The sequence below is a fragment of the Aquipluma nitroreducens genome, from assembly GCF_009689585.1.
Taxonomy (GTDB): Bacteria; Bacteroidota; Bacteroidia; order Bacteroidales; family Prolixibacteraceae; genus Aquipluma; species Aquipluma nitroreducens.
Genome location: NZ_AP018694.1, coordinates 1,414,856 through 1,433,805, shown reverse-complemented (window position 1 = coordinate 1,433,805; position 18,950 = coordinate 1,414,856). Strand labels below are relative to the sequence as shown.

At 41.3% G+C, this 18,950-nt stretch carries 13 protein-coding genes; 4 read left to right on the top strand and 9 right to left on the bottom strand.

What is annotated here, in order from left to right; all coding sequences use genetic code 11:
* Position 1 precedes the first annotated feature (1 nt).
* The 8 genes from AQPE_RS06055 to AQPE_RS06020 all read right to left on the bottom strand — a co-directional run bounded on the left by AQPE_RS06055 (position 2) and on the right by AQPE_RS06020 (position 12,789).
* A complete protein-coding gene (locus AQPE_RS06055) occupies positions 2-2,005 on the bottom strand; it encodes a hypothetical protein (protein ID WP_318350155.1) in 2,004 nt (667 codons plus the stop codon).
* 3 nt (positions 2,006-2,008) lie between these two features.
* Positions 2,009-3,196, bottom strand: a complete 1,188-nt coding sequence (locus AQPE_RS06050) for a glycoside hydrolase family 76 protein (RefSeq protein WP_318350154.1) — start codon at positions 3,194-3,196, stop codon at positions 2,009-2,011.
* Between the two features lie 183 nt (positions 3,197-3,379).
* Positions 3,380-5,650, bottom strand: coding sequence for a GH92 family glycosyl hydrolase (locus AQPE_RS06045; RefSeq protein ID WP_318350153.1), 2,271 nt, complete (start codon positions 5,648-5,650; stop codon positions 3,380-3,382).
* A 324-nt stretch (positions 5,651-5,974) separates the two neighbouring features.
* Entirely contained in the window at positions 5,975-7,540 is a 1,566-nt protein-coding gene (locus AQPE_RS06040) for a RagB/SusD family nutrient uptake outer membrane protein (protein WP_318350152.1), read from the bottom strand.
* A gap of 22 nt (positions 7,541-7,562) precedes the next feature.
* Complete coding sequence (locus AQPE_RS06035; protein WP_318350151.1) at positions 7,563-10,460, bottom strand: SusC/RagA family TonB-linked outer membrane protein; 2,898 nt, start codon at positions 10,458-10,460, stop codon at positions 7,563-7,565.
* Positions 10,461-10,495: 35 nt separating this feature from the next.
* Positions 10,496-10,882 (bottom strand): STN domain-containing protein, encoded by a 387-nt coding sequence (locus tag AQPE_RS06030; protein WP_318350150.1) that lies wholly within the window; start codon positions 10,880-10,882, stop codon positions 10,496-10,498.
* A 166-nt stretch (positions 10,883-11,048) separates the two neighbouring features.
* Entirely contained in the window at positions 11,049-12,053 is a 1,005-nt protein-coding gene (locus AQPE_RS06025) for a FecR family protein (protein WP_318350149.1), read from the bottom strand.
* 142 nt (positions 12,054-12,195) lie between these two features.
* Positions 12,196-12,789, bottom strand: a complete 594-nt coding sequence (locus AQPE_RS06020; RefSeq protein ID WP_318351319.1) for an RNA polymerase sigma-70 factor — start codon at positions 12,787-12,789, stop codon at positions 12,196-12,198.
* Between the two features lie 201 nt (positions 12,790-12,990).
* Between AQPE_RS06020 and AQPE_RS06015 the strand changes: the two genes are divergently transcribed.
* The 4 genes from AQPE_RS06015 to AQPE_RS06000 all read left to right on the top strand — a co-directional run bounded on the left by AQPE_RS06015 (position 12,991) and on the right by AQPE_RS06000 (position 16,340).
* Positions 12,991-13,461, top strand: coding sequence for a DUF2231 domain-containing protein (locus AQPE_RS06015; protein WP_318350148.1), 471 nt, complete (start codon positions 12,991-12,993; stop codon positions 13,459-13,461).
* A 45-nt stretch (positions 13,462-13,506) separates the two neighbouring features.
* The gene (locus AQPE_RS06010; protein ID WP_318350147.1) at positions 13,507-14,184 is read left to right on the top strand and encodes a response regulator transcription factor; all 678 of its coding nucleotides are present in this window, start codon (positions 13,507-13,509) and stop codon (positions 14,182-14,184) included.
* Positions 14,181-15,554 carry a sensor histidine kinase gene (locus AQPE_RS06005; RefSeq protein ID WP_318350146.1) on the top strand — a complete coding sequence of 458 codons (1,374 nt, stop codon included), beginning with the start codon at positions 14,181-14,183 and terminating at the stop codon, positions 15,552-15,554. The genes AQPE_RS06010 and AQPE_RS06005 overlap by 4 nt, the downstream gene beginning before the upstream one ends.
* Positions 15,555-15,647: 93 nt before the next feature.
* Positions 15,648-16,340, top strand: a complete 693-nt coding sequence (locus tag AQPE_RS06000; RefSeq protein WP_318350145.1) for a rubrerythrin family protein — start codon at positions 15,648-15,650, stop codon at positions 16,338-16,340.
* 123 nt (positions 16,341-16,463) lie between these two features.
* On the opposite strand, the gene AQPE_RS05995 is transcribed toward AQPE_RS06000, so the two are convergent.
* Positions 16,464-18,926, bottom strand: coding sequence for a glycoside hydrolase family 2 TIM barrel-domain containing protein (locus AQPE_RS05995; protein WP_318350144.1), 2,463 nt, complete (start codon positions 18,924-18,926; stop codon positions 16,464-16,466).
* Positions 18,927-18,950: the final 24 nt, after the last annotated feature.

Sequence of the window (18,950 nt, the reverse complement as noted above, 5' to 3'; positions counted from 1 at the left end):
TTTATTTGTTCCAGAAGTTTGGAATTGCTCCATGACCGCGAGGTTTTACTGGAGACTGATCAATCGGTTGAATTTTACCATTATGAATATCGAATAATCGTTTTGCCGTTTCCATTATAGCTTCCACCTGGGACGAATAGGGACGGTCGGTTACATCAACTAGCCCGCAATTGTAGTTCTCTCCATCGCGACGACCAGTCAAATCCTGATCGCACCACTGAAAATAAGCTGTGCCAATCAATCCGGCATGTGAGTAAGCCCGCTCGGTATAATAGCGGTAGGCAACTCCGCGTTCTTGCTGCGAATTAACCTGCCACAGCGATTGTGCCATGCCACGGTCAACCGTTCCGAAGTGGTATTCGCCTATGATCATGGGCAATCCAGTAATTTTAGCAGCCCGATCCATCATTTCCTTTTTCGGGTAAAGATCGTAGCAGTTGAAACTGAACACGTCGAAAACATCCTTGCAAATTTCCAGGATTTCGCGGTCGATGCCCATAACATTTCCAAAGCGGATGCCTAAGTTGAGGTGATTGGGATCGTATTTTTTGATGGCTTGATCAACGGTTTCGAGGAAAATGCGGAATGTCTTAAAAATAAATTCTTTCCGTCGTTCCGGAGAATCGCCTTGGGATAGCCAGTTTTTAAGTTGTGTTTTAATTGGCTGGTCGGCTCCATCCAGAATCATACTACAAAGCCGCTCTTCCTGCTCCAGCCACGAAGGTTCGTTGCCAGTGAAATAGCCAATCAGCCACGGATTGTTTTTGTATTGTTCAACCGATGCTTTGCAGCCTGCATCAACTTTCGAGGCAAAATCCGGAGCATAAACATCGGGTAAACCCATCAGTCCGCCCTCGATGCCCACATCGCGCAGCTGAAACATAAATGCTTTCTTATTCATGTTCATCACCTCCGGGCTCGACCAGTTGGCAATCGTATTCAGGCCCCATTTGTCCATTCGTTTGACGATCATCGCGCGCGATTTCTCTGGATAGTTTTCTCCGTATCTGCGGAATAAATTCCAGGTTCCGAACGAAGCTCCACGGCGGGGTGAATTGGCGTTTAAACTTTGTGGAGGCAATTCCTTGTACATGCCTTTTCGTTTATCCAAATCGCGAATGTTTCCGCCGCCACCTGGACTCACACAATCAACCCCATGCGAAAGAAACAAATATCCTTCAGGATCAACAAACCACCATTGCCCATTGATTCTTTCGGTGTGAAAAAATCCGGTGGCTTTGCCTTTGGCCTGGAGGTAACCACCAAATTTTGAATAGTTGTAGGCCTTGGTTGTTACTACTTCTTTATCCTCGGCTTCCCATTCTTTTTTCAGGAGGTCGAGCGAATGGATTTTTCCTTCGTACTCGCATAAGTTGGATTGTCCGAATTCGTCAACGGCAGGTTTATCTTCCAGATATTGGTCACCGGGATCTTCTACAGAGAGGGCTATCGAGCGAAGTTCAAAGCTTGGATTATTAATCGGGGCATTCATGCGGATGCCAATGGAATCAACGTTGTGAAGTGGTCCGCGTTTGCCACCCAGATTAATCCACCCAGTATAACGAGGTTGGTTATAGGTGGCAGCCAAATCGAGTGCCGCATCGGGTAACCGACGGTAAAATTTCAGTGGAATTGCAAGTTTGTTCCAGCCATTGGGAGTGTAACTCATCACGCGCAGTTCGTTGTATCCGGTTTCAGTAGTAAAGCCAATATGAAAACGTTGTGAAGTGGTGATCTTAAATTCGAGTACCACAAAGTTGTAGTCGTCCCAATTGGTTGGAAGTCCTGGAGTGATGTCGCGAATGGCGAATTTTTGTCCGGAGACTTCTTTATTGCTATCGAACTGAATTTTGACCGGCTTTTGTGCCAGAACTGATATGGTCAAAAAAAGAATTATAGCTAAACTCAGGCATAATCGATATTTCATGGTTGTTGGTTTAGGTTGTTTTTTGAAAACGATAATATCTTCAAAAGTATTGATTTTCTTCTGATTTTGCGTTTTCATAGTCTATTCCAATTCTGCCATAGTTGCCCACATTTCGACCAAACTGGCCTGATCGAGCAGCCATTTGTATTCGTCGTCTTTTTCACCTTTCCAATCTTTGCTGAATAGCCCGTTTTTGTCGCGGGTGTGATTCCACAGCTGATCAAGGTTGTCTTCAAAAACGTTGATAAACTCTTTGTTTTTATCCATTTGATACAAATCAACGTATCCTCTCAACAGGATGGCATTAAACCAGTTACCTGTATTTTTGAAGAGCCTGATCTGATTTCCCTCAGCAGTTGTATAGTTTTCAGTAAAATAATTGATTGCTGATTTAGCAATTTGTTGTGCTTCTTCAAGGTACATTTTCTGACCAGTAAGTTTATATAGCATTGCGGCTGCCTGAAGCATTTGTCCGCTGTTGTAAGTGTATTTCTGGCGACCAATTTTTCCTGAAAGGCTTTTATTATCGAAATACAGGTAATCCGTCGTGTCCTGAAGATTTGACTTTGTCCAGTTGTAAATGCGGACACCCCAGTTGAGGTAAGCAGTATCTTTTGTTGCTTCGTAGAGTTTTAATGCCAATACTGATCCGGGAGCATTTGAACAGGTATTTTTAGATTCCTTTTTCTGTTCGCACCAATAAATGCCACCTCCCAATTTATCATCCCATCCACTGATGACAAATTTCCAGGTTTCGATTGATTTTTTCAGGTAATCAGGATTTTTGGTAAGCATGTACGATTCGCAAAAATCGAGTGCCAGCCATACATTGTCATCGTAAAACCGATCGGATTCACCAGCCGAGAAAATGTACGATTGATAACAAGCAGGGATTCGAGCCGCATCGTAATACTGCTGAAGTCCGGTTAGAACGTTTGTTTCGAGCATTTTGCTGTATTGCTTGTCGCCCGTTGTTTTCAGCAAAGCGTTTACTCCTGAAAAAACTCCGGAAGTTGGCCACAGATAGGCAACTCGCTTGCCTTTTACCTGATCTTCACCGGCAAGGTAAGTTGCTTTTTCGTCAGCTTTATACGGATAAGTTTCGTTGAACAAATGATCATGGTCGGCATCATAAAGGCTGAAGATTTGCTGCAGTGTGGTTTGGGCCCGCAGCAGATTCTTGTTTTCAGGCACTGCAGCATATGCGGTGCAAAACAGAAATACACCTGCAAAAATTACAAGTATTTTTAGGCAGTTGGTTGTTTTCATTCTTGTTTAAGTTTTGGGTCAGTTCACGAAATTATTAGTTTGAACTGTTGTTTGCTTATTTCAAATCATATTAACCTGAACTTTTTAACAATACATCTTCGAGTGTAATTCCACTCATTATTTGCAGATCGAGAAAATGAGTTACATGAATTAATTTCTGTTTTTTGAGAAAGAGTCAGTATTTTAATTGCTTCCTGTTTCCGAAAGAGGGGCATTATCTGCTGAACTTCCCCAGCTGCGATTGGCTTTCGGCCCCATTTGAAGAATCAGTTTGCCTCCATTTGCAAGATCCTTATGACTAAACCACGGTTTGTCCCAAGTCGTTCCGTTTAGAGTTGCCGATTGGATGTATTTATTCTCAGCCGAAGCATTGTTAGCTTCGATTTCGAAGATTTTACCATTGTCCAGATGAATTTTGACATTTGTGAATATTGGACTCCCAATACTGTAAATGGGCATGCCGGGAGTCACCGGATAAAATCCCATGTACGAAAATACCACGAATGAAGTCATTCCGCCTCCATCTTCATCGCCCGGAACACCCATCAAATCGTTGCGAAACCATTCGTGAAGCAGCATCCGGATTACTTTCTGCGTTTTCCAGGGCTGTCCGGCATAATTGTACAAATAGGGAATATGCAATGAGGGTTCGTTGGCCATTGTAAATTGCCCTACATTTCCGGTTTGATCGGGTAACTGGGTATAAAATTCTCTTTTTCCCCGTCCCATTGGAGTAGAAAATAAGGCATCCAGATTATTTGCAAATTCGGATTTTCCTCCCATCAAATCAATTAAATCGGGAATGTTGTGCTGAACATCCCAGCGATAGGTCCAGCCATTGTTTTCACCGTAAGATTCGCGTGCGCCAATCCCTCCTGAAAATCGATAATCAAAAGGCTCTATAAACTTTCCGTATTTGTCTTTGGGATGGAAAAATTTGGTTTCCGTATTAAATAAATTGCGATAATTGAATGAAGCCTTTCCGAAATAAGCGGCATCATCTTTTTTGCCCAGTTCACCGGCCAGTTGGCCAAGGCACCATTCATCGTATGATGTACCCAACGTTACAGCAACCGGTTGGCGTTTTTCGAATGAGTTGACTTCTGGAATAGTTTCTTTTTCGCCTTCATGCAGCGCAGGAATATAACCATGCTCTTTGTAGAATTGATCAAGCTCTCCGGCAGGCATTCCCGACCATGGCGCCAATGTTTTTTCGGTAATTGCACCTTTGCAGGCTTCATAAGCTTTCTCCAGATCAAATCCGCGCAGGCCTTTTCGGTAGGCATCAATCACCGAAGCTACACCGTGATTGGAGTTCATTCGACGGCTGTCCCCTGTAATTTCCGGAAAAGTAGGCCACCAATTGTGTTTCATCTGTCCGGCCATTTCTACAAACGAATGCAAGATCTGTTCTTCTTTCTTCGGATCAACAAGCACACGTAACGGATGGTGTGCCCGGTACGAATCCCAAATCCAGTCGTCGGTAAAAAAAGGAGTTCCGTTGTCGTTGTGAACGGTTCCGTCGAATGCGCTGTAATACCGGCCATCTTCCGAAATGCAGACCGGGCGTTCGAACGTGCGGTAAAACGAGGTGTAGAAAATAGTTTTCTCATTATCCGTGCCGCCTGTCACCTCAATTTTTCCGAGCGATTCGTTCCATATTTTTCGCCCGCTTTCCTGAAGTGATTTTAAATCGTAATCCGGAATTTCGCGGTTTAAATTTTTATGCGCCTGATCGGTATCGATGAACGAAATGCCGTAGCGTAAACGAACAGTTTTTGCTCCCTGACCAAATTTCAGGACAACACAAGCATTTTTACCTGAAGCTTCTTTCTCGTTTACCAATTCGTTTTCTTTCAAAACAGAAATGCTTTCCGGTGTTTGTTCGGGCTTCAGGTAAATGTAAACACGTGTATTCCCATCGATGGTTTGAAATCCCGAAATCGCATCGTCGTTCCATTTTAGCGAACCGTTTTGTGAGTTCAGGATCAGGTAAGCAGCCTGGTTTTGCGAAAATTTCAATTCGTACATGGCCGACTGGTGCGAAAGTCCAAACTGAACCTCAGTTTGCTGCTCATCGAGGTACACCGAATACGAATATGGAGTCAGTTTTTCCTGGTCGTAACTGTACGAAATAACTGGTTTCAGGTCATTCTCATTGCCCTGAAACGAGCTCAGGTTAAAGGCAGAACTTCCGCGGTGACTGGTTACCACCAAAGGCAAGCCATGCAGTAAATTGCCGGTAAAATCGCCCCGTTCGGGATAAACGCGCAAGAAACTGTTAGGAAGATGAATGGTTGGAAAAGTTGGCACCAGCAAATGACTGATATTCCCAATGTAAGGATTGACGTAATCGACTGGTTGTTGTTGGGCTGAAAGTCCACTTGCAAGGCATAAATGCACAAGTACAAGTCCGAAAATACGTAATGAAGGAATGATTTGCATTGTTCTCATTTTAGTTGCTATTACTCCACGATTCGAACATCAATATTGCTAAAAAAAATCTTTTGGTTTCGTTGGTGTAATCTAAATTTTCAAATCAAAATAATAGCGGGAGATTAAATCAATTGTATGTTCATTTATTGGAATTGGTTAATCCCTTTTGGTTAATAAAAAAGTACTCTTCTAATCGGGTGACCCGATCTGAAGAGTACCCTTGGAAAACTCTTTGTCTGGCTGGGATAATATATCCAAACAGTCAAACGAAGTCTAAACTTTCTGCAACAAATTAAAAAGGCTGTCCCATTAATTTTGGACAGCCTTTTTGTAAGTTACCTCTTATTTAGTTGCATATCCTGCATTCTGTGTCAATTTCGGATTGCGTTGTAATTCGCTTAATGAAATCGGGAATACTAAATCAGTTGCTTTAAAAGTAGCGCCTGCTGCATTTTGTGCTCCGATCAAATCAACATACGAAACTTTGCCTTTTTCGGTAGCTGAAATAACCGGGAATTTCATTGTACGTACGCAATCATCCCAGATTTTGAATTCTAACGGGAATTCACGGATTCTTTCGGTCCAACAAGCTTCTATAAAGCTCTGTTTTGATAAAGACAATAAACTAGCCTTGATTTGTGCTTCCGTTTCACCTAAGGTGTTGGCACGGAACTGAACCTGTGCCAAATAGCCAGCGGCTTCATCGGTAACTCCATCTGTTTGAGCAATTGCTTCAGCATAATCCAGATAAGCTTCTGACAAACGATAGAAATTCCAATCTTTAGTTGCTTTACCAGTAGTCAACAAAGCATCTTCGTCATAGTAGTACCAACAACCTGCCTGTCCAACTGGGGCTGTCCATGTTTTGCCTGTATTTGGATTTGTGTAATTCCAATGGAAAAACTGTTTAGGCTGAATACGAAGATCAGTACTTGGATAAACATTTAAGAATTGGTCAATTGGACCGTATACTCTTTCGAAAATCGAGTATGTGCCAAAAACACCTGTTGCTGCCGATGAAAATGCATAGGTTGGCCACCAACTGCCATTGCTGATACTTGCATCATATTCCTGACAATAGATAACTTCATTCAAGTCATCAGTTGAGCGCAATTTATTGAAAGCACTATTGTCTGATAAATTGCTATTTGGAGTCAACGAATGCGGTGATTCAACTACTATTTTAGCATAGGTCTTTGCATTGGCGTAGTCTCCCTTATGGAAGTACACATCGGCTAAAGCCATAGCAGCAACGTATTTGGTAATCCGGTGTCCATTGGCAGCAAATGTTGCAGCCGGCAAAACAGCAATTGCTTCTTTCAAATCAGACTCAATTTGTTCGTAAACACTGGCTGCAGCCGCTCTCGCTGGGTACAGATTATCTAATGTTGTAGGTTCGAGCAGCAATGGCACATCACCAAATGTTTTTACCAAATAAAAATAGTTGAATGCACGGAAAAACTTAGCTTCTGCAGTCAGCCTATTGGCAACGGCAGTTTCCATACTTATTTTTGGAATGCTGGCAATGGCATTGTTGGCAACGTTAATCGCGCTGTAACAATTATCCCAGATATCATCAGAAGTATCCGAAATTTCATTGGTGTGATCCTGACGAGTCAGCATACGGGAATACTTGCAAACAACTTCCTGTCCTTCGTAGCTATTGCTGAAATAGCCAGTCAGCATACCAGTTATAGAGGCTTTTGGGCCGATGTAGGCACTAGAGGCTTGGGAAATACGCCTTGGTGCGCCATTACGGTATAAATAATTCACATTAGCTTTGGCCTGGGCTTCTGTTTTGTAATAATCGACATCTGTTAAAGATGATTTCGGACTTTCATCCAGAAACTCATTACATGAGGTCAACCAAAGAAGGCCCACTGATAAGCATATTAATATCTTTTTCATGGTAGTTTTCGTATTAAATTAGTTAAAATGTTACGTTTACTCCCATTGTCCAAGTTCTGGCTCTTGGGTATGAGAAGAATGTCATGTTCTGTCCAAATTTATTGGAGTCTCCCTGAGATGTTGATTCAGGATCGTATCCGTTGAACTTACTTGAACAGATCATAAATGCATTATTCACATTAGCATATAAACGTAGGTTTGCAACGCCAATTGATTTGCATTTTACACTAGGAATGTTATACCCCAATTGAATAAGGTTAGCTCTCAAATAAGAACCATCGGCAATCCAGCCAGAATCAACAGTAGTGTTTTGTCCTGCATGTCCGGAGTTACTCAAATAGATGGCTTGTTCCATTGTATTTGGATTGGTTCCGTTATATGCATCATATAAGATATTGCTCAACCCATTTGTAATACCAAAACGGTCGTAAGTTGAATGGTAGAATTGTTGCATTGTTTCTACTCCCCATACGAACTGCATATCAATGGTTAAATCAAAATTCTTGTAAGTTAAGTTATTGATGAAACTACCAGTCCAGTCAGGCATACCTTTACCTATGATTTCTTTTTCTGTAGTACGTTTTGCACGGCCTACCTGGCTTTTTGTACAAGTACCTGCGGCAAAATCTTCGTCGGTATAGACACCTAATCTTCTGTAGCCATAGAAACTACTTAAATTTTCGCCAACACGTAAAATACTTTCAGAACCTCCAACCCAGCCATTCATTTCAATGTCTTCGTCGTTTTCGCCTAAATGAAGAATTTTGTTTTTATTGTAGTTTAGGTTCAACGTAGTGTTCCATTTAAAGTCTTTAACTCGAACAGGAGTAGCATCAACCATAATATCAAAACCTTGGTTTTGTACTGACCCAATATTTTTGAAAATTGAACCATAGCCTGAAGACGTTGGAAGTGGGCAGTCGAGCAATAAATCTGTTGTTTTCTTTTGATAATAAGAAACATCAAAGTTTAAACTGTTTTTCCATAAACCCAGGTTGAATCCAAGATCAAATTGAGCTGTTTTCTCCCATTTTAAATCAGGATTTGCGATTGAGTTAATGTATGAATAAGCAGATCTTGAACCATCAAGAAGCAATGTGCCTGATCCAACAGACGCTAATGATTGATATGGATCAATTTCGGAATTACCGGTTAAACCATAACTGGTATGAAGTTTTAAATTGCTGATTGTTTCGTTGTTCTTCAAGAAGTTTTCCTGAGATACATTCCATGCTAAACCTGCAGATGGGAAAAATGCATATTTATTATTCTTTCCAAATTTTGACGATCCATCATAACGACCAGTCACAGTTGCAGAATATTTATCATTGTAGGTATAACCAAAACGAAGGAAATAAGAATTCATCGACCACTTGTTGAAGTTAGATTCCGGCGTTGAAGGTGTTGTACCTGCTCCCATATTGTTCCATTCGAAGAAATCATCACTAAATCCTTCGGTGTAGGATCTATCATAGTTATAATTACGCTCTTGCCATGAAAGACCAGCCATTGTATTCAAACGATGCATACCAATCACCTTATTATAGGTCAGGTACGATTCTTCTTGCCAATAGAGTGTGTTGGCGTGATTTATTTCGGCCCAACCGTTCGGCATGGATATATTGTTCAGGGTAGTAGAAGAATAACCGCGGTATGTTATGTTGTGATTATCAACACCTAGCTGAGTTTTAAGGTCAAGTCCATCTAACAAATGAAACGTTAAAGCTGCATTCCCAAATATCTGAGTGTTGTAGTTCATTCGTTTCTGCAATTCCAGAATAGAAGCAGGATTCGACATTCCTTCAAATCCAAAAGTATCTGACATTGATGAGCTTGCCGAATTTGTGTATTTGCCGTTTGCATCTCTTACTGGCAACCATGGCAACATTTCAATCATTGTGCGTCGTGCATCCTGTCCTCCACCTGTTTCCGGAGTATAACGTCCCCATGAATGGTTTGCCATTAAATTAATGGATGTTGATAACCATTTGGTTGGTTTGGCATCAAAAGAAATCTTAGCATTCAAGCGTTTGCTGTAAGTATTATTAACAACCCCTTCCTGATCAGTATAATTGATAAATGCACCAGTTGAAGAAGTTGCTCCAGCCTGCTGAATGTTCAATTGGTGGTTTTGAGAGAAAGCTGTTCTGGTTGCTTCTTTCTGCCAATCGGTATCGTACAACGGATTTCCTGCTGCATCGAAATAATTACGATCAGTAAACCATTTAGTCTTGTCAAGCGACCATGTTTTATCCATGTACTTATTTTCGTTTGCAAGTCCCTGCATAAAAGCATCGGTCCATTCCTGCGAATTAAGTAAATCCATATAACGAGCTACAGTACTAACACCCGCAGATCCCTGATAACTTATTGTAGTTCCTTCGCCATCCTTTTTGCCATGTTTTGTAGTGACAAGAATAACGCCGTTAGCACCACGTGCACCATAAATAGCTGCAGAAGAAGCATCTTTTAACACTTCAATAGTTTCGATGTCATTCGGATTCATCAGTCCAAAATTCTCCATTACCACGCCATCAACAACATATAACGGATTTGATGAGGAATTAATAGTGGACAAACCTCTGATAACGACACGGCTTTGATAAGCTCCTGGCTGTCCTGAATTTGAATAGATACTTACACCCGAAACTTTACCTCTCAAATTATCTAATGCACTAAAGCTTTGGCTCTTAGCTAATTCAGATCCTTTAGCTTGTGAAATTGATCCTGTTACATCCTGTTTACGCATTGTACCGTAACCAATGGCCACAACTTCTTCAATACCAATGGTTTCTTCTTCCATAATTATATTGATGGTACTTTTTCCGCCCACCTGTATGGTCTGGGATTTCATACCTATGAAAGTGAATTCCAGCGTGGCACCATTTTCGACCTTGTTAAGCGAAAATTTTCCATCCATATCAGTAATAGTACCAGTTGTTGTTCCTTTAACAACTACTGAAACTCCCGGAAGTCCCCCCCAGAGGAGTCTGTTACCGTTCCTGATACTGATTTTTGCTGTGTGGAAACATTCGACATTTGATCTGCCTGAAACAGCAAAATGTGGCGGTCGGTTATAGAATAGGTCACGCCAGTTCCTTCGAAAAGAACACCTAAAGTTTGTTCGATGCTTTTACCTTTAAGATCGACATTCACTTTTCGGTTCATATCAATGTACTCAGCACTGTAAGCAAACCGAAATTCGCTTTGGTTCTCAATAGCTTCCAGAACGTCAACTACACGTGCATTTCGGAATTCCAGACTGAATTTAGTGTTTTGACTGTAGAGGCTGGCAGAAACCTGCATCAAACCTACAAATAGAAATAATAATGTTAGTCGCATAATTCTAAAACATTTTTTGTTCCAGATCGGAGGTAATAAACCTCGGATTCTTGATTTTTTTTTCATAGTTTTAACTGATTTTATTATTAATAAATTCCATCATTATTTGATGGGTTAACTAATCGGGAAGCGTTGCCGCGCTTTCCGATTTTTATTTTTAGTCTCTTTAATTTACCTTATTTAGTTTCTTCTGTTGATTAGACTTTAATTTCATTATATTTCCACTTTGAACAACATCAACCGGAGTGATTTTTTCCATCAGACTTAAGATATTGCTCAATTTTTCGTTTTTGATTGTGAATGTGTAGGGCAGATCTTTTATCTCATCGTCAACCTCAAACTTCTGGTTGTATCTTTTTTCGAGTTTGATAACCAAATCGCTGAGCGGAAGATTATAAATGTTGATTATTCCATCTTTCCATGATGTGAATAATTCAGTATTAACTGTTGAAAGGATCATTTTTTTATTCGTTTTGGTATAATCTACCAATTCGCCTGGTTTCATCTCTTGTTTGAGGTTAGCCATTGAAACTGACGCAAGTTCGATTTTTCCTTTTTCCAGAACTACCTGAATGTTTTTTTCTTCAGGATAAGCTGATACACTAAATTCGGTTCCCAGAACCTTGACTCGCAAATCATCGCTTGCTACCACCAAAGGCAAATCTTTATTCTTATGAACTTTGAAATAGGCCTCACCAATCAACTCAATGTCTCGGTTCTTAGCCGAAAATTCATTGTTGTATTTGATCGTTGATCCGGAATTGACCCAGATAACTGTGCTATCGGGTAGTACAACTTTTGAAATTTGTCCATAATCAGCAGCCACGGTGGTGTATGCAAGCGGATTGGTTTGTTGGTTAAATGACTGAAAATAAAGGAATGCAGGAACAGCTATTATGACCAGTAAAATTGCAGCATACCTGAAGAAGTTTAGCGCGCGCTGTTTACGTTGAACAGACTCTTGCAATTCTTCCATCATCCGGTTTTGGATGGAAGCCCAGTCGTTGACAAATTCGGCGGGAACAGATTCTTTCATAACTTCATCGTTCCAGTCTTCTTTTATTTGCTGAAATTCGCACAGATGTTCTTCTTTTCTGATCCAGTGAAGCAATTCGTTTTGCTCTTCGGTAGAGCTCTTTCCTCGTAAATATTTGGTGATAATTAATTTCATTCTTTGTATGTTTCAGGATGAGTACACTAAAAATTCAGAAACCCTACCTCAGGTAAGAAAAAAGTTTCAAGTTACATGTTACAGGTTTTGTAACTCGAAACCCGAAACGTCATTCGTTTCAAGTGGAGGCGAGATCAGACAGCTATCTAAGGATAAATGCAATCAGTATTGATAGTAAAGGGAATTTCTCCAACACTTCAGTTCTGATTTGTTCTTTGGCCTGGTGGAGGTGTTTTTCAACAGCTTTTAACGAGATGCCTAATTCATCGGCTACATCTTTATTCTTTTTGCCTTCGATTTTAGCCTTTATAAAAACCAGTTTTCGTTTCTCCGGAAGTTTTTCAACTGATTCGCGAATGGCTTCAATCAGGCTTTCCTCTAGCGTTTTTTCTTCTTTGCCGATAAAATCCAACTGGTAAAGGTGCTGAAGTTCATTTTCCTTTAGCAATTCAATATTTTTTTCGAAGTCGCGCAACTTTTGATCGCGCAAAAAATTCAGGCATTTATTCCGGAGCATTACAAACAGCAAACTTTCAATGGATTGTGTGGATTTGATGGTGTTTCGTTTTTCCCATAGTTTCACAAAGCACTCCTGTACTAAATCGTTTGCCTGAGCCTGATCATGAATAAAAAGCTTACAATAGCCGAGCATTCGTGGAAATGTTTTTTTAAACAGTTCTTCGAAAGCTGAGGGATTGCCTTCTTTTAACCTGATATTTAACTGGATGTTTTCCACGGAATACAAAGGAAAATGAATTTTTTATTTAATTCACACAATTAACAAAATTTTGGAATTTGGTTGAGTTCTATGAGACGAGGCAGAGAACGAGTAGTCAATTGCGAATCTTGAAAATCACAATTTAAGCCAATCTTAAGAATGGCCTAATCATTCCTGAATCAGGGTTGTGTAATCTTTGTAAATAAAAAAACAAAGACTATGATTTCAGCAACACACCTTCACGCAATGATTATTCATTTCCCGATTGCCCTTCTGATGGCAGGGTTTCTTTCGGAAGTAATCGCACTTTTTATTAAAAAGGAATTCTTCAGTCAGGCAGCCTTTTACCTCTTGATACTTGGAGCCTTGGGTGCTACGGCAGCTTATCTTACTGGTGGCTATGCCGGAGAAGGGATTGAAGAAGGCCCTCTTAAAAATCCGATGGAGCTGCACGAAGAAGCTGCAGCAATTACGCTTTGGCTGGCCATTATAACTGCATTATTCAGAGCTGTTATTTTCTACTTTAAATATAACCGGTTCTGGGTAAAATGGTTGGGCATCATTTTATTTACCGCTTTGGTTGGGTCAGTTGCTAGAACAGGATATCTCGGTGGTCAATTGGTTTATAGCCATGGAGCCGGGGTTCAATTGGCACTTCCCGATTTTGGCAATACGGGTAACGAGGATTAAAAGCTTTCTGTATCTTTGAGTCAATATCATAAAGTAATTTCAACGATGCGAATTTTAACAGTAGAGGACGAGCCTTCTATTTCCAACTTCATCAGGGATGGACTGGAAGAAGAAGGCTTTGCCGTTGATGTGGCCGACAACGGTAAAAAAGGTTTGCAACTCGCCCTGGATAATCTGGAAGAGTATGATGTTATTCTGCTCGACTGGATGTTACCCGGAATGAGTGGAATTGAAATCTGCCGCAATATCCGGCTCGAAAACAAAGTTGTTCCCATTATTTTTCTTACGGCAAAGGATACTGTCGATGATGTTGTTTTCGGACTGGAATCCGGTGCCAACGATTACATCCGCAAACCTTTTTCGTTTGAAGAATTGCTTGCCCGCATCCGCGTTTTGATGCGCAAAAATGAAACTCAGTCGACTATTTTTTCAGCCGGAGACATTGTGTTGAACATTGAAAAACATACCGTGACCAAGAAAGAGAATCAGATTGAACTTACCCAAAAGGAATTTTCGTTGCTCGAATATTTTCTCCGGAATAAAGGAAAGGTTTGCCGACGGACGCGCATCATCGAAGAGGTGTGGGATATTCATTTCGACTACGACAATTCGGTGATTGATGTGTACATCAACTCATTACGAAAGAAGCTGGATGAGGTCGGAAAACCATCGCTCATCACCACTGTACGGGGTGTGGGTTATAAAATTGATACCGACGAATGACTTTAAAATTCAAAAACCGGATTGCACTTTTCAATACACTTGCAGTTGCTTTTACAACTGCCTTGGTTTTTTGTGCCATTTATTTAGTGGTGTACAAAACAGCCTATGGTCATTTAGACGACGATATTTTACTCGAAAAAGAAGAGGTGTTTAGTAATCTTGACTGGCACCGTGATTCGATTATCATTAACAAAATGCCCGAATGGGATGAAGCCGAACACAATCAGGTTGAGGTAAACCCAACTTTCCTCCAGATTGCAGATTTAAAAGATAAAGTTATTTTTCGCTCGACAAATTTGCTCGAAAACCAGGCTCTTAGCAATCCGGGTAAAAATCAGGGACCTTTTTACAACGGTGAAATCAATAATCAACGGGTAAGGCTTGGACATTTCCCGATTACGAATGAAGCGGGCGTAAACATTGGGCAACTTACCATTGCTGTTTCGCAGCAGGAATCGTACACCATTCTTAATAATCTGATCTGGGTTTTGCTGATCACATTTCCGCTTGTATTGATCGTTCAGTTTATAGTTTCTTCGCTGGCAGCTTCAAAAGCCATTGCGCCGGTTAATCAGCTCATCGCTTCAGCATCTAAAATTAGCGATTCAAACATCAGTACCCGCCTGGTTTTGCCTGATCATCAGGATGAATTGTACCAGTTAACCCTGACCATTAACGAATTGCTTGCGCGAATAGAAACCAGTATGCTGCAACAAAAACAATTCACCAGCGACGCCTCGCATGAAATTCGCACACCTCTTTCCGGAATCAGGGGAACATTGGAGGTTTTGATTCGCAAACAGCGTGATCCGCAGGTTTACGAAGAAAAAATTGCAGCAACAATCAAAGAAGTCGACCGGCTCGATTCGCTGCTCGAACAATTGCTTCAATTGGCACGGCTCGATTCCAGTAAGGCTGCCCGTGCTGAAACAATCAGTCTGGCTGAGCTTATTACGCTTTCCGGAGAAAAATGGAAAAAACAGGCTGCCGAAAAGCACATTAATCTGCAGCTTAATATTCCTGAAGATGTTACCGTGATGGGTGATCAGCTTTATCTGGAATTGATAATCGACAATTTATTAAGCAATGCCATTAAGTATGGTAAAGTAAATGGGAATGTTATTGCAAACTGGAATGAGGCTACGAAAACACTTTCAGTTAATGACGATGGCATTGGAATATCCGCGAAAGATCTCCCCAATATTTTTAACCGTTTTTATCGTGCCGACGAATCGAGAAGTTCTGCTGTGAAAGGAAACGGACTAGGACTGTCCATCGTTAAAAAGTTGACAGATTTGCAGCACATCAACCTGCGAGCAGAAAGCCAACCCGGCAAAGGCAGCACTTTTATACTGCAATTTCCATCCTGAATTTATTAAGCTGATTTTAAGAATGGCTGAAGGAAGTTTAAATGTGCAAGGGTGCATATTTGTAGCATTAAAAAACTTCAAAAAAAACAGAAAATGAAAAAGTCATCAATCGTAATGGTTTTCTTAGCAGCTGCATCAGTTGTTGTATTCCAGTCGTTCACCAGCAATTCAAATTCAAAAGGTGAAACGCAGAAAAATTTATTGTCACAATCCGTAGTTGGCGATGCTCAAACGGTTAACTTTCAGAACATGCAGGATGCCTTTAAAGGCGAAACTACTGCCAGTGCCAAATATGCTGCCTACAGCAAAAAAGCCGAGGAGGAAGGCTACCACGAAATAGCTATGTTGTTTATGGCAGCATCGAAATCCGAAAAAATTCATGCAACCAATCACAAAGCTGTGTTAGGCGAATCGGGTCAAAAAGTTCCGGAAATTAAACCTGAATTTACTGTAAAATCCACCAAAGAAAACCTGCAGGATGCCATTGCCGGCGAAGGTTACGAGGTTAAAACCATGTATCCTGAATTTATGACCAATGCCAATACTGCCAAAAATCAGCTTGCATTGGTAAGTTTAAATTATGCCTATAAGACAGAGCAAAAGCATAAAGTATTTTACGAAAAAGCCTTAGCCGCATTGGAAGGCAAAACCGTGAAGTCGCTACCAACTGTATATTACGTATGCCCAACTTGTGGAAACACATACGATACAACTCCACCTAGCCGTTGCGGAATTTCAATGACTGGATCCGAAAAATTTGTTAAGGTTGATAAGCTAAATAGTTAGTTGAGTATGTTAAGTGTTTAAGTAGGAAGCCTCGGAGAAATTCGGGGCTTTTTTTTGCCGTTATACTATAAAAAAGCGGGTACTCTGACAATTCAGAATATCCGCTTTAATTTGTACTCTTTTTTATTTTGTGTTCACAACTATTTCACTTCCCTCCAACCCGGCCGATTCGGCTTTCAGTTTAATTTCTCCAGAAGTTCCGGTTGGCCTTAAAATCACCAGGCAACGGCCATTGAAACTGCTTACTTCAGGCACGTGGAAGCTTTTCATATCCGATGGATTTCCGTTTTCGACAGCGGCAAGTTCTCCGGCGCCTTCAATTTTAAACTGGATTGGCAAATTAGCATTTGGAATCAATGCACCGTTTTCATCCACCACTTCAACGGTCACGTACGAAAGATCGTTGCGACTGGCTTTCAGTTCAGATCGGTCAGCCGTTAATTTAATTTTTGCAGGTTTTCCAGTTGTTCTCAGGCTTTTAGTTTCAACGTCTTTACCATCTTTCAGCGCAACGACTTTCAATTCGCCGGCTTCGTATGGTACTTCAAATGCTGCTGTCAGCTTGGTCTCAGCAGAAACTGGTTTAGTACCAATCACTTTCCCGTTGAGTTCCAACCGCACTTCAGGATAATTTGAATAAACATTTACCCGAAGTTTTTGGCTTTCGCTGCCTTGCCAGTTCCAGCTTTGTTGTTCGTCGGGCCAGCCCCACATACTTACAAGTTCTTTCATTCCTGAAGGGATAGGCGAATGTACAGCCATTTCCAAATTGCTCACTTTCCACACTACATCGCGGTAATACGATTGCGGTTTTTTGAACCCACAGATGTCGATGTCGCCGCAATAGGCATTGTACCAGGGCCAATCCATTGAGAACGTATCTTTGCTATCACTTTTTACAGATGAATGCCCGATTCCCGATTCTCCCAAATAATCCATCGCAGTCCAAACGAAATCGCCCAATACATAAGGATGCTTTTCAACCATTTGCCAGTTTTCAAATGCCTGAAGTGGGAACGATTCTGTGCCCATCATCAAACGTTCAGGGGCAATTTTGTGGTCGTTTTCATATTCATCCAGTTTATAATTGTAGCCGCCCACTTCAAGCAGCGCAAAAGCCGGAATAGTCGATTCCCATTTGTAGCCCGGATGATCCCAGAAAAAGCAAATGGCTTCGGTTATTGGGCGGGTTGTATCAATATTTTTAACGATAGCTATTAGGTTTTTCATGATTTCGAGGCCCGAAGGATCGACCCGTTCGTTGATTTCGTTGCCGATGCTCCAGAAAATAACCGACGGATGGTTGCGGTCGCGAAGCACCATCGATTCCATATCTTGTTGATGCCAGTTGTCGAAATACAGGTTGTAATCTTCCGGATTTTTGGGGCGCTGCCATTGGTCGAATGCTTCGTCGATAACCAAAACGCCCAGTCGGTCGCATGCATCAAGGAACTGGCGCGAAGGAGGGTTGTGGCTGGTGCGTATGGCGTTGAATCCAAATTTCTTCATCAATTCAACACGGCGTTCTTCGGCGCGATCGATGGTTGCCGATCCCAGCGGGCCATTGTCGTGGTGCATACAACCGCCTTTCAGCAGAACGTTTTCGCCATTCAGAAGAAAGCCTTTTTCGGCGCTGAATTCAATGGACCGGACTCCGAAAGTGGTAGTTTGCTGATCGACAATTTTACCGTCGAAACTTACTTCGGTAATGGCCTGATACAATAGAGGTGTGTCGATTGACCAAAGTGCTGGATCTTTTAGTTCGAAAATTTGTTCAGCATCAGCCACTTCACCAGAAAATTGATCTATCGTGGTTTTTGCTTCAATATTTTCCTGATTTATTGGCGAAACAAGTCGGGTAGTAATCTGGAGTTTTCCTGATTTATTTTCTCCGTTGGCAATTTTAATGTTGAGCTTAACAGTTGCTTTCTCTTTATTTACTTCAGGAGTAGTTACCGAAATTCCCCATATTGGGATGTGAACTTTGTCAGTAACCTGTAAAACCACATGGCGGTAAATACCCGATCCACTGTACCAGCGGCTGTTTTTACCGGTGTTTTTTACCTTAACAGCCAACGTGTTTTTTTCGCCTGATGGGTTTAAATAAGGAGTGAGATCGTAATAGAAAGGAGTGTATCCGTATGGGTGGATGCCCAGCGACTGACCGTTGATCCAGACTTCAGAGTTCATGTAAACACCGTCGAACAGGATTTGTACTTTTTTACCTTCGGCCGATTTGTCGAGGGTGAATGTTTTTCGGTACCAGCCTATTCCTCCCAGAACATGGGCTGTTGCACCTTTGCCCGGGCTGTCTTCCGAAAATGGACCTATCTGTTTTTTACCTGCAACCACGGGTAAATCTTCGATGCTCCAGTCGTGCGGAAGATCGATCGATCTCCATTTTGAGTCGTTGAACGATGCCATTTCTGCTTCGGGAACATCGCCCCGGTTGAATTTCCATCCGGAGTCAAAATCCTGATCGCGGTTGCTGAAATCGGGTTTTTGCGTGTTGCAAGAAGCAATTAGTATTGCTGCAAACAACATTAAAAGTCGTTTAAGTTTTTTGGTAAGTTGTTTGGTATTCATTGGTTAGGTTAGTTTGGGTTATGG